At 61.5% G+C, this 12,489-nt stretch carries 10 protein-coding genes; 6 read left to right on the top strand and 4 right to left on the bottom strand.

Translation table 11 applies throughout. From position 1 onward, the window contains the following. Nucleotides 1–119 precede the first annotated feature (119 nt). Nucleotides 120–695 (bottom strand): ANTAR domain-containing response regulator, encoded by a 576-nt coding sequence (locus BFQ03_RS14395; protein WP_032863377.1) that lies wholly within the window; start codon nucleotides 693–695, stop codon nucleotides 120–122. A gap of 14 nt (nucleotides 696–709) precedes the next feature. Beyond that, the gene (locus tag BFQ03_RS14390) at nucleotides 710–1,936 is read right to left on the bottom strand and encodes a CmpA/NrtA family ABC transporter substrate-binding protein (RefSeq protein WP_065943397.1); all 1,227 of its coding nucleotides are present in this window, start codon (nucleotides 1,934–1,936) and stop codon (nucleotides 710–712) included. A 247-nt stretch (nucleotides 1,937–2,183) separates the two neighbouring features. Here BFQ03_RS14390 and BFQ03_RS14385 point away from each other — a divergent pair, with 247 nt between their 5' ends. The 4 genes from BFQ03_RS14385 to BFQ03_RS14370 all read left to right on the top strand — a co-directional run bounded on the left by BFQ03_RS14385 (nucleotide 2,184) and on the right by BFQ03_RS14370 (nucleotide 5,226). Further along, on the top strand, nucleotides 2,184–3,059 hold the full coding sequence (locus tag BFQ03_RS14385; protein WP_223232711.1) for a secretin N-terminal domain-containing protein: 876 nt from the start codon (nucleotides 2,184–2,186) through the stop codon (nucleotides 3,057–3,059). A gap of 170 nt (nucleotides 3,060–3,229) precedes the next feature. Next, nucleotides 3,230–3,652, top strand: coding sequence for a winged helix-turn-helix domain-containing protein (locus tag BFQ03_RS14380; RefSeq protein ID WP_032863374.1), 423 nt, complete (start codon nucleotides 3,230–3,232; stop codon nucleotides 3,650–3,652). After that, complete coding sequence (locus BFQ03_RS14375) at nucleotides 3,649–4,110, top strand: transglycosylase SLT domain-containing protein (RefSeq protein WP_032863373.1); 462 nt, start codon at nucleotides 3,649–3,651, stop codon at nucleotides 4,108–4,110. The genes BFQ03_RS14380 and BFQ03_RS14375 overlap by 4 nt, the downstream gene beginning before the upstream one ends. A 90-nt stretch (nucleotides 4,111–4,200) precedes the next feature. After that, nucleotides 4,201–5,226, top strand: a complete 1,026-nt coding sequence (locus BFQ03_RS14370) for a quinone-dependent dihydroorotate dehydrogenase (protein ID WP_032863372.1) — start codon at nucleotides 4,201–4,203, stop codon at nucleotides 5,224–5,226. A gap of 117 nt (nucleotides 5,227–5,343) precedes the next feature. Here BFQ03_RS14370 and BFQ03_RS29065 read toward each other — a convergent pair whose 3' ends face one another. Continuing rightward, nucleotides 5,344–5,559: a ribosome modulation factor gene (locus BFQ03_RS29065; protein WP_002553055.1), complete on the bottom strand. Its 216-nt coding sequence runs from the start codon at nucleotides 5,557–5,559 to the stop codon at nucleotides 5,344–5,346. 533 nt (nucleotides 5,560–6,092) lie between these two features. Here BFQ03_RS29065 and rlmKL point away from each other — a divergent pair. After that, the gene (rlmKL, locus tag BFQ03_RS14365) at nucleotides 6,093–8,363 is read left to right on the top strand and encodes a bifunctional 23S rRNA (guanine(2069)-N(7))-methyltransferase RlmK/23S rRNA (guanine(2445)-N(2))-methyltransferase RlmL (protein WP_065943395.1); all 2,271 of its coding nucleotides are present in this window, start codon (nucleotides 6,093–6,095) and stop codon (nucleotides 8,361–8,363) included. A 135-nt stretch (nucleotides 8,364–8,498) separates the two neighbouring features. After that, on the top strand, nucleotides 8,499–10,898 hold the full coding sequence (locus BFQ03_RS14360) for a sensor domain-containing diguanylate cyclase (RefSeq protein WP_065943394.1): 2,400 nt from the start codon (nucleotides 8,499–8,501) through the stop codon (nucleotides 10,896–10,898). An 85-nt stretch (nucleotides 10,899–10,983) separates the two neighbouring features. Here the strand turns inward: BFQ03_RS14360 and dacB are convergent, their stop codons facing one another. Further along, complete coding sequence (gene dacB / locus BFQ03_RS14355; protein WP_032863369.1) at nucleotides 10,984–12,444, bottom strand: D-alanyl-D-alanine carboxypeptidase/D-alanyl-D-alanine endopeptidase; 1,461 nt, start codon at nucleotides 12,442–12,444, stop codon at nucleotides 10,984–10,986. Between the last annotated feature and the right edge of the window lie 45 nt (nucleotides 12,445–12,489).

The following is a 12,489-nucleotide window of genomic DNA, read 5'->3' as shown; positions in this document are numbered from 1 at the left end:
GCCACCGGGTTTGTGTATGCAAACCGGATGTGCGACGTCTTTGTCGTGGAGGGGCAACCGCCGTTGGCTACCTGTGATGTTTACATAGCAAGTCTTGCGCCAACCGTGACACCGCTATCTCAGCCCAACAACTCACTCATGGCAATAATCTGCTCGGCCACCTGGATCAGCTTCTGCTGGCGGCTCATGGCCTGGCGGCGCATCAGGGTGTAGGCCTGTTCCTCATTGCAGTCTTTCATCTTCATTAATAGGCCCTTGGCCAGTTCGATGCGCTTGCGTTCTGCCAGTTGCTGGTCGCGGGCTATGAGCTGCGCGCGCAAGGCCTGGTCGCTCTCGAAACGGGCCATGGCCACATCGAGGATCGGTTGCAGGCGCTGAGCCTGGATGCCTTCGACGATATAGGCGCTGACCCCGGACTTGATCGCCTGGCGCATCACGCCGGGGTCATGTTCGTCGGTAAACATCACGATGGGCCGGGGCTGGTCGCGGCTGACCAGCACCACTTGCTCCATCACATCGCGGCCGGGTGACTCGGTATCGATCAGAATCACGTCCGGGCGCACCGTTTCGACGCGCGCCGGCAGGTCGATGATCAGGCCGGACTCGTCGATCACTTCAAAGCCGGCCTCGGTCAGCGCGCTCTTGAGGCGCCCGACTTTGCGCGGGGTGTCGTTGATCAGCAGGATTCGCAACATGGGTCGGTCTCCCATCAGCGCAAGGCGTGGCGGACGACATCGTCGGCCAGGGCATGCAGGCGGAAGCTGCGGGCATAGGCGGCCGGGTCCGAGCCATCCCAGACCTTGCCGTCGATCAATTGGCTGCTGCGCATTTCCTCGCCCCAGGCGGCGACGCCCACGGCTGTCGCGGCCTGGCGATAGATATCCAGTTGTTGCACCTGGCGAGCAACGGCAAGGTAGTCGGGGTCTTCACGCAGCAGGCCCCAGCGGCGAAATTGGGTCATGAACCACATGCCGTCGGACAGATAAGGCAGATTGACCTCGCCACCCGCGTGGAAGCGCAGTGCGTGGGCGTCCTGCCAGTGATTGCCCAAGCCGTCGTTATACAGGCCCAGCAGGCGCGGCTCGATGCAGTCGAGTGGGGCGTCCAGGTAGTCCCCGGCACTGAGCAGTTGCGCAGTGGAGCGGCGGTTCTCGATGCTGTCGTCGATAAAACGGCTGGCCTCCAGAACCGCCATCACCAGCACGCGTGCGGTGTTGGGGTATTGCTCGACAAACGCCTGGGTGCAGCCCAGGACTTTTTCCGGGTGGTCCGGCCAGATCGCCTGGCTGGTGGCAAGGGTGAAGCCCTGGTTCTGCTGCACCGCGCTGGCACACCAGGGTTCGCCGACGCACAGGCCATCGATCCGCCCGGCTTGCAGGTGCGCGACCATTTGCGGCGGTGGGACCACCACACTTTCGACATCGCGCAGCGGATGAATGCCCTGGCTGGCCAGCCAGTAATACAACCACATGGCGTGGGTGCCGGTAGGAAACGTCTGGGCGAAGGTGAGTTTTGTTCGGCTTTGGTGCGCCTTGCGCTCCAGTGCCTCAGGACTGGTCACGCCCTGTTGTTGCAGGCCCTGGGACAGGTTGATGCCTTGGCCGTTCTGGTTCAGGCCCATCAGCACCGCCATGTCGGTCGCAGCGACCCCGCCGATGCCCAGGTGGACCGCATAGATCAGGCCGTACAGGCTGTGGGCGGCGTCCAGTTCGCCGCTGACCAGCTTGTCCCGCAGGCCGGCCCAGGATGACTGGCGCTTGAGGTTCAATGTCAGGCCGTACGGTTGGGCAAACCCCTGTGTCGCCGCGACCACCAGCGAAGCGCAGTCGCTCAGGGCCATGAAGCCCAGGTCGAGGCTGCTCTTTTCCGGGGCATCGCTGCCGTTGACCCAGGCCAGGGGATTGGTTGCCTGGCTGTTGCCGACCTGATCACTCATCAACACCTACCTTCTGTGTGAAAAAGGCGTCGTTCCGTAGGGTGGCTTGCAAGCCTCCTGCCGGTAACGACGCCTTTGTCTTTGCGCCCGTTCCGTCATTGGCACGGGCCGCCATAGCCAAGGCAAAGCAAGGCACATGCCACGGTGTGCAAGTGGGCACTGGAAGGTCAGAATTTCATCAAGATTGCACTACGGGGGCCTTTCACTATGGCGCTCCTTCATGCAAGACCATTCAGGAATCCCCCGCGTGCTCCTTGACCGATATGCCGCAGCGACCTGCCGGGCCTTTTTGCAGCGCTGGTTGCTTGGCGGGCTGTTGCTGCTCAATGCCCTGCCTGTGGCGGGCGAGTCCTACCTGGTGTGGAACGAGAGCCTGCAGGGCTTCTTCTCCCGGCTCGCGGTGCCCCTGGGCCAGCCCATCGTGGTCAGCAAGCTGGCGGCGGGTAAGCGTATTACCGGGCAGTTTGATTTTGCCGACCCGCAAGCGGTCCTGGAGACCGTGGTGTTGCAGCACGAACTGATCTGGTACAGCGACGGCCAGGTGCTGCATCTCTACGACGCCAGCGAGGCCAAGAGCTCCGGGGTAACCCTGCGGCACATGACTGTCGACCGGTTGCGCAAAGTCATGCGGCGCTCGGGACTCGACGAGGCGCGCTACCCCATTCGCAAGGCCGGTCCTCGATTGTTTTATGTGTCCGGGCCTGCCAATTATGTCGATCACGTATTGCGCCTGGCCCAGCTCATGGATCGCCAGCGTCCAGCGCGCCGGCAGGCGTTGCCCGGCGTCGGTGTTGTCCAGGTGCTTAATGCTGACGTCGCGGACCATCAGTACGACAGAGGGGCGCAAACGATCACCGTGCCCGGCATGGCGACGATGGTCGAGCGGCGGCTTGCCGAGCTTGGGCGCAAGGCCGGTGCGGGCGCTGCGGTCATAGCCTACCCGCAGCTCAACAGCCTGTTGATCAAGGGCAGTGAACAGCAGTTGAAACTTATCAAAACGCTGGTGACTGAGCTGGATAACCCTGCGCCTGCCGTGGTCGAGGGGCGCGTCGCTTCGGTCCCCCTGAGCACCGAGCAGTACGAGCGTGTACGACGCGCATTTGCACGGGTAGCCGAGCAGTAAAGCGAGGCGCAAGGGCTGGTGTCGTACAGGCTTCGAAAGGTCCTACGCGATACTCCTGGAAAACTTCGAAGCAGCGGGCTTTTTCCTAGCGTGAAATTGGCTGCGGGTTTTTATAGTCGCGACATCTCCCAGGCGGTGCGATATGTCCGCAGACAGGTATAGAGGTTTGAATGGTTGTTGCAATTGAGGGCTTGATGATGGCGTCCCTCGTCTTTGGGCAGTGGACGTTGCAAGGGGATGGCAGGCTGACCACCCAAGGGCGCGATGTTCAATTGCCACCCAAAGAGTGTCATGTCTTGCGCCTCTTGCTGGCCACGCCCGGCATACTGGTCACCAAGGACTGGTTGCTGGAGCAGGTGTGGCCCGATATCGATATCGCCGAAGAATCCCTGACCCGGTGCATCTACTCGTTGCGCAAGCAATTGCAGAGTGACCGGGGCTTGATTGCGACGGTGTATGGCCGCGGTTATCGCTTCAATGGCAGGGTACGGATGGTTGAGCTGCCTGGCCAGGCAGCGCGAACTGCGGGGACACCACCGCGTTTTTGCCCGGCCTGTGGATGGGGCGCCGAAGTGGATGTCGACCTGGCATGAAGCGGGCCTGTTGGCTGGGGCTGCTGTTCATCGTGGGCGTGGCAAGTGAGGCCAGGGCTTATTGCTGGGCAGAGGCTGCTCGCCAATACGATATCGAGCCGCAACTGTTGCAGGCGATTGCTGCCGTAGAGTCCGGCTACCGCGCCGAGGCCATGAACTACAGCAATACCAATGGCTCCCGTGATATTGGCCTGATGCAAATCAACAGCATTCATTTGCCGCGCCTGCTCAAGCAGGGGATTACCGAGCAGCGGTTGCTGGATGAGCCGTGCCTGTCGGTGGAAGTGGGGGCGTCGATCCTGGCCGACTTCATCAAGCAGTTCGGCTACAACTGGACCGCCGTAGGTGCCTATAACGTCGGGCCCGGGGCAGGGGCCGAGCGTGATGCACTGCGCCTGCGTTATGCGCAGAAGATCTGGAGCCGTTATGAAGAGTTGATGGCCCATGGCAGTGGATGATCGACCGGCGTTGTGTCACGCCTCGCACGGACTCGCCACCCCGGCTATAATCGCCGCCACCTTTCGCCGCCATCCGAGTCAAGCCCGCCCATGTATACCCTGGCCCGCCAGCTGTTGTTCAAACTCTCCCCGGAAACTTCCCACGATCTGTCCCTGGACCTGATCGGCGCGGGCGGCCGCCTGGGGCTCAATGGCCTGGTGTGCAAGGCGCCGGCGAAAATGCCGGTCTCGGTGATGGGGCTCGATTTCCCCAACCCGGTTGGCCTGGCGGCTGGCCTGGACAAGAACGGCGCGGCCATCGACGGCTTTGCGCAGTTGGGGTTCGGTTTTGTCGAGATCGGCACGGTCACGCCGCGTCCGCAGCCGGGCAATCCCAAGCCGCGCATTTTCCGCCTGCCGGAAGCCGAGGCGATCATCAATCGCATGGGCTTCAACAACCTGGGCGTTGACCATCTGCTGTCACGGGTGCAGGCCGCCAAGTACAAGGGCATCCTGGGGATCAACATCGGCAAGAACTTCGATACCCCGGTTGAACGTGCGGTGGATGACTACCTGACTTGCCTGGACAAGGTTTACGCCCATGCCAGCTATGTAACGGTCAACGTCAGTTCCCCCAACACCCCGGGACTGCGCAGCCTGCAGTTTGGCGATTCCCTCAAGCAACTGCTCGAAGCCCTGCGCCAGCGCCAGGAAGACCTGGCGGTACGGCATGGCAAGCGTGTGCCGTTGGCGATCAAGATCGCCCCGGACATGAGCGACGAAGAAACCGTGCTGGTGGCCCAGGCCCTGGTGGATTCGGGGATGGATGCGGTGATTGCCACCAACACCACGCTCAGCCGTGTAGGCGTTGAAGGCCTGGCCTACGGTGATGAGGCCGGTGGGCTGTCCGGTGCGCCGGTACGCGACCAGAGTACCCATATCGTCAAGGTGCTGGCGGCCGAGTTGGCCGGGCGTCTGCCGATCATCGCCGTGGGCGGGATCACCGAAGGCCGGCACGCAGCAGAGAAAATCGCTGCGGGTGCAAGCCTGGTGCAGTTGTATTCCGGTTTTATCTACAAGGGGCCGGCGCTGATTCGCCAGTCGGTGGACGCCATTGCGGCCTTGCCCAAATCCTGAACCCATAAAAAAGGGCTCCTCGAAGGAGCCCCTGGGCCGAAGCCCGCCGCCCGGATGGGGCGTGCGTGGTTAAGTCGTTACATTCTTCAAGGTGGTTGTCGGAATTAAGTGCCCTGATTAGCCGACGGCGTGAAGTTCGTTGAGTCTGTGGATCCCCGCAGTGCCGGTCATACCGTCCCAGTTGTCGCCGCGTCCTTCGCGCCACCCGTTAATCCAGGCCTGGCGTACCGACGGTAGAGTAAATGGGCAAAGCTCACGGGATTTGCCATGAACGCCATACTGATATCCGCGTAAAAATGCTCTTTCCAACGGATCACGCTTAAGTCTTCTCATAGGGTGTTTCCCTCACTTGTTGACTGTCTTGATATCCTTCGACCTCATCCGAGGCCGGGCAGAGTTTTTCTGCCGTTGGTGTGGCTCGCTGCCGGCGTGGCGAGCCGATGTGTCAGCGTCGTTGCGGCGCTGACCTGTGTTGAGTTCTAACCAATAGGTCACATGGATTCAATGATCGTTTTGTCATAAGCACGTAACGATAACGATGCTATAGCCATAAGCTGGGATGGCTTTTCGCCCCATTTATTGGGCAAAGCCAGCTATGATGTGCCCTGTAAAGAGGATGGGTTTAATCCTTTAGTGAGAATACCCGCCGCTTGCAGTCGGTTATTATTCGACGAAGGGTCGGAATATTTCCTTTTGTTGCGCGAATTATCTCTCTGCCCTGGCAATCAAGGCCTACAGGTCTGGACACCGGGGTGGAACGGCACACATTCGTGCCACGCGAGCGCTCTTCAAGAAAAGCGCTTGATTGAAAACCGAACGCGCGATGCGTCGCCCGTTCATTTATTGCTGAAAAGCCTGGAATGCCCATGTCGGACCGTTACGAACTCTTCCTCACCTGCCCCAAGGGCCTCGAAGGCCTGCTGATCGAGGAAGCCGTCGGGCTTGGCCTTGAAGACGCCCGCGAGCACACCTCGGCCGTGCGCGGCATGGCCGACATGGAAACCGCCTACCGCCTGTGCCTCTGGTCGCGCCTGGCCAACCGCGTGTTATTGGTACTCAAGCGCTTCCCGATGAAGGATGCCGAAGACCTGTACCACGGCGTGCTGGATATCGAATGGCAAGACCATATGGTCCCGGATGGCACCCTCGCGGTGGAATTCAGCGGCCATGGCTCGGGCATCGACAACACCCACTTCGGCGCGCTGAAGGTCAAGGATGCGATTGTCGACAAGCTGCGCACCCCGACCGGCGAACGCCCGTCCATCGACAAGATCAACCCCGACCTGCGCATTCACCTGCGCCTGGACCGTGGCGAAGCGATCCTCTCCCTCGACCTGTCCGGCCACAGCCTGCACCAGCGCGGCTACCGCCTGCAGCAAGGTGCAGCGCCGTTGAAGGAAAACCTCGCGGCGGCGATTCTGATTCGTGCCGGCTGGCCGCGCATTGCTGCAGAAAACGGCGCACTGACGGACCCGATGTGCGGCGTCGGTACCTTCCTGGTGGAGGGTGCGATGATTGCCGCCGACATGGCGCCCAACCTCAATCGCGAGCAGTGGGGCTTCACCGCCTGGCTCGGTCACGTGCCAGCCCTGTGGAAAAAACTGCATACCGAGGCCAGCGAGCGTGCGGCCATCGGCATGAACAAGCCACCACTGTGGATCCGTGGCTACGAAGCTGACCCGCGCTTGATCCAGCCCGCGCGCAACAACATCGAGCGCGCCGGCCTGAGCCACTGGATCAAGATCTACCAGGGCGAAGTCGGCACCTTCGAACCGCGCCCGGACCAGAACCAGAAAGGCCTGGTCATCTGCAACCCGCCGTACGGCGAGCGCCTGGGTGATGAAGCCAGCCTGCTGTACCTCTACCAGAACCTCGGCGAGCGTCTGCGCCAGGCGTGCATGGGCTGGGAGGCGGCGGTGTTCACCGGCGCCCCGGACCTGGGCAAGCGCATGGGCATCCGCAGCCACAAGCAGTATTCGTTCTGGAACGGCGCCTTGCCGTGCAAGCTGCTGCTGATCAAGGTCAACCCGGACCAGTTCGTCACTGGCGAGCGTCGTACCCCGGAACAGCGTCAGGCCGAACGTGAGCAAGCCGCTTACGATCAGGCCCCGACCGAGCCGCAAGAGCGTCAGTACAACAAGAACGGTAACCCGATCAAACCTGTACCGGCACCGGCTCCGGTGGTCGAACAGGCGCGCTTGAGCGAAGGCGGGCAGATGTTTGCCAACCGCCTGCAAAAGAATCTCAAGCTGCTGGGCAAGTGGGCCAAGCGCGAAGGTGTCGATTGCTACCGTGTGTACGATGCCGATATGCCGGAATACTCCATGGCTATCGACCTGTACCACGACTGGGTGCATGTGCAGGAATACGTGGCGCCCAAGTCCATCGACCCGGAAAAAGCCTCGGCGCGCATGTTTGATGCCCTGGCCGCGATTCCCCAGGCGTTGAACATCGACAAGAGCCGTGTGGTGGTCAAGCGCCGCGAGCGCCAGAGTGGCACCAAGCAGTACGAGCGCCAGAGCGCCCAGGGCAAGTTCACTGAGGTCAGCGAAGGCGGGGTGAAGCTGCTGGTCAACCTGACCGACTACCTGGATACCGGCCTGTTCCTCGATCACCGCCCGATGCGCATGCGCATCCAGAAAGAAGCCGCCGGCAAGCGCTTCCTCAACCTGTATTGCTACACCGCCACCGCCAGTGTGCACGCGGCCAAGGGCGGTGCGCGCAGCACCACCAGCGTCGACTTGTCGAAAACCTACCTGGACTGGGCGCGCCGCAACCTGTCGCTCAATGGCTTCTCTGACAAGAACCGCCTGGAGCAGGGTGACGTGATGGTCTGGCTGGAAGCCAGCCGTGATGAGTTCGACCTGATCTTCATTGACCCGCCGACCTTCTCCAACTCCAAGCGCATGGAAGGCGTGTTCGACGTTCAACGCGATCACGTGCAACTGCTCGACTTGGCCATGGCGCGTCTGGCGCCAGGCGGGGTGTTGTATTTCTCCAACAACTTCCGCAAGTTCCAGTTGGAAGACAACCTGGGCGAGCGCTATGCCGTCGAGGAAATCAGCGATAAAACCATTGATCCGGATTTTGCCCGTAACGCGAAAATCCATCGTGCCTGGAAAATCACCGCACGCTGATCGACCTTGATGCTGCAGGCCTGGATTTTTCCGGGCTTGCGGCTTTTTTGCACTGGTCAAAACTGGACCCGATGGCTATAACTAATCACCTAGCCAAAGTGGCGCTCCTGCACGCTGGTGTTTCGAGTTTTGCCTATGCCGTTGCAAGCCGTCCGCCCGAAAATACTGGGATTTATCAGCGAACAGGCGTCGGCTTGGCTGGTGGCATTGGTGGTCTTGCTGGTGGGGGTGGCACTCACCGCCGTGCTGGCGCTGACCACGGCCGATGTTTATCAGCAGCAGGTTCGCCAGCGGTTCCAGTTGCTGGTCAATGAGCGCTACACTCGTCTGGAAGAGCGTTTTGAAGACCAGGAACAGCGCCTTGGCAGCCTGCGACGCTTTTTCGTCAACTCCCATAATGTTTCCCGCGAAGATTACGATGGGTTCGCCCAACCGCTGCTGTTGCGTGCGCGTGCCTACGCCTGGGCGCCACGTATCTTTCACGATCAGCGCCAGGCTTTCGAGCAACAGGTGTCACTCCAGCGTGGCATGGCGTTTTCCATTCGCGAGCTGAACGAAGCCGGGACCCTTGTGCCTGCGGGCGAGCGCGACGAATACGTGCCGGTGTTGTACAGCCAGACCCAGAGCCTGCTCGGCTCACCCTTGGGGTTTGACCTGCTCTCCCAGCCACTGCGCCGCTCGACGATAGAGCGCGCATACCGTTCCGGGGCCATTGCGGTGTCCCAGCCCATGTCGCTGGTGGGGGTGGAACCGGCGTATGCCACGGGGGTGTTGCTGGTCGCTCCGGTCACGCGACCGCCCACCGCGCAAATGCCCTACAGCGAACCCTATGGTTTTGTCATGGCGGTGATCAGCATGCGCCAATTGGTGGCCGACGGTTTGCCCAAGCCCTCGCGGGACAACCTGGTGATGCAGATTGTCGATACCTCAGATACGCAACAGCGGGTGCTGTATGAGTCGGACAATGCGGTGGGCGATAGCAGCCTGAAGGCGATCCGCCGGCTGACCCTGGGCGATCATGTCTACGCCCTGAGCCTGCGCCCCAGCCAGGTGTTTGAGCAGGCCAATCGTTCCTCGGTCACCAGCATCCTGGCCATGGGCAGTTTGCTCAGTCTGCTGCTCAGTGCCTTGCTCTACGTACTGGTCAGCCAGCGTCAGCGGGCGGTGCGGCTGGTGCAGCAGCGCACGGGGCAATTGCATCAGCGCGAGTATGAATTGCGCGGGGCCCACGCCCAGTTGCGCAGTGTGCTCAACGCCGCGACCCAGGTGGCGATCATTGCCACGGACCTTCGCGGCGTGATCAATACCTTCAATGCAGGTGCCGAGCAGATGTTGGGTTACCAGGCCGAGCAGGTGCTCGGCCACATGACCCTCGAAAGCCTGCACCTGGCACCCGAGCTGGAGGCCCGGGCCGCGCAGTTGAGCCAGGTCCTCGGTAAACGCATCATGCCAGGCCAGGCGATGCTGGTGGAGGGCTCCGACAGCCTGCATGAAGCTCGGGAATGGACGTTGGTGCGCCACAATGGCAGCCAGTTGACCGTGAATATGCTGGCAACGGCATTGCTTGACGATCATGGCCTGTGGATCGGGCACCTGGCGATCTGCCTGGATGTCACCGAGCAGAAGCGCGCCTATGAGGCCCTGGCGGCGCGGGATCGCCTGTTGAAAAAACTCAGTGCCCATGTGCCGGGCGGGATCTTCCAGTTCACCCTGGAGCCCAACGATAACTGGCGGTTTATCTACGCCAGCGACGGCATTCGCGATATCTATGAAATCGATCCGGGGCTGCTGCAGCAGGATGCCAAGCAAGTCTTCGAACGCATTCATCCCCTGGACGCTGAACGCATCCGTGCGTCCATCCGCTTGTCAGCGCTGCAATTGAGCCAATGGCGTGAAGAATATCGGGTGCAACTACCAGGCCGGGGCCTGCGCTGGATCCGTGGCGAGGCGACGCCGGAAGAATTACCCGGCGGCGGTACGTTATGGCATGGATATGTGTCGGATATCTCCGATCTCAAACGGGTGGAGGAAGAGCTGCGCGCGCTGTCCATCACCGACTCGTTGACGGGTATCCATAATCGTCGCTACTTCCAGGACCGATTGAAGGCCGAGATGAGTCGGGTCCGGCGTACCTCGGGCACATTGGCGGTGATCATGCTGGATATCGATCACTTCAAGCGCATCAATGACCAGCATGGGCACGCAGTAGGGGATGGGGTATTGCAGGAGCTGTGCCGGCGAATCGCCCAGCGCTTGCGCCGTAGCGATGTGTTCTGCCGCCTGGGCGGCGAAGAATTCATGGTGCTGTGCCCGAACACCGATGGCGCGCAGGCCTACAGCCTGGCGGTTGAATTGTGGGAAGTGTTGCGCAGTACGCCGATCGAGAATGTCGGGACAGTGACGGCCAGCTTCGGCGTGGCCAGTTGGCGTATTGATGAGGGGGTGGATGGCTTGTTGCTGCGCGCGGACTCGGCGGTGTATGCGGCCAAGCAGGCGGGGCGGGACCGGGTTGAGGCAGAACGCTTGCCTGTGTGAGCGCCGCATACCTAATGTGGGAGCGGGCAAGCCCGCTCCCACATTTAGTCCGTAGCGGTTTTTAAAGGTGGGTAAGCCAACCGTTCTATAGACCCGGAGCCGCGGCCGCCAGCTTCGGCTGGCGATACAGATCCAGCAGCACCTGGTCCAGCACCGACGATGCACCCCACGGCTTCGGATCGTTGAGAATCGCCACTACCGCCCAGGTATTGCCATTGTTGTCACGGCTGAAGCCGGCAATCGCACGCACCGTGTTCAGGGTGCCAGTCTTGACGTGGGCTTCGCCGCGCAGGGCCGTGGTTTTCAGGCGCTTGCGCATGGTGCCGTCACTGCCGGCAATCGGCATCGAGCTGATGAACTCTGCGGCATACGGGCTTCTCCAGGCGGCTTGCAGCATGGTCGCCATTTCCCGGGCGCTCACGCGCTCGGCACGGGACAGGCCGGAGCCGTTTTCCATCACCAGGTGCGGTGCGGTAATGCCCTTTTTCGCCAGCCACTGACGAACCACGCGCTGGGCGGCCCTGGCGTCGTCGCCGTCGGCATCGGTGCGGTATTGCGCGCCGAGGCTGAGGAACAGTTGCTGGGCCATGGTGTTGTTACTGTATTTGTTGATGTCGCGGATGATCTCCGCCAGGTCCGGGGAGAACGCCCGGGCCAGGACCTTGGCGGTTTTCGGCACTGGGGCCAGCACGTCGCGGCCCTGGATAGTGCCACCCAGCTCTTTCCAGATCGCCCGCACGGCACCGGCGGTGTAGGTGGCATGGTCGAGCAGCGACAGATACGTCTGCGAGCTGCAGCCGTCGCCCAACTGGCCGCTGACCGTCACGGTGACGCTGCCATCGGCGGCAGTGACCGGGTTGTAGCGCACGTCACCGGTGCATTGCTTGGCGTTGGTGGCTTTGACCTGATTGTCGATCTGGATGCTGGCAATCGGCGGTTCGACCGAGACCAACACCCTTCCTGAATCATTGCGGGTCACGAAGCGCAGGGCCTTGAGGTTGACCAGCAGGGCGTCCGGCTTGACCAGAAATGGCTTGTTCGCGTCGTTGCCGTCGTCGTTGAACTCTGGCAGTTGCGGCTGGATAAAGAAGCCGCGGTCAAGCACCAGGTCGCCGGTGACTTGCTGTACGCCATTGGCACGCAGGTCACGCATCAGCAGCCAGAGTTTCTCCATGTTCAGCTTGGGGTCACCGCCGCCCTTGAGGTACAGGTTGCCCCGCAGGACACCGCCGCTGAGAGTGCCATCGGTGTAGAACTCGGTTTTCCACTGATGGTTGGGCCCGAGCATTTCCAGGGCGGCGTAGGTGGTGACCAGCTTCATGGTCGAAGCCGGGTTGACCGAAACGTCGGCGTTGAACACCGTGGCGGTGCCGGGCCCATTGAGCGGAATCATTACCAGGGACAGCGCATTGTTTTGCAGTTTGGCTTTCTGCAGGGCTTCCTGGACTTTAGGTGGCAGGGTGGTATTGATCGGGGCAGCGGTGACGGAGAGCGCCAGGGGCAAAAGGAAACTGGCGAGTAACAATGGACGCAAGGATTTGATCATAAGAAGTAAGACCCTACTGCTGAGGAGGGTGAATATGGCGGGGGT

The organism is Pseudomonas sp. 25 R 14, from assembly GCF_900004755.1.
Taxonomy (GTDB): Bacteria; Pseudomonadota; Gammaproteobacteria; order Pseudomonadales; family Pseudomonadaceae; genus Aquipseudomonas; species Aquipseudomonas brenneri.
The sequence above is the reverse complement of the archived record's forward strand: the minus strand, read 5'-3'. Positions and strand labels throughout refer to the sequence as shown.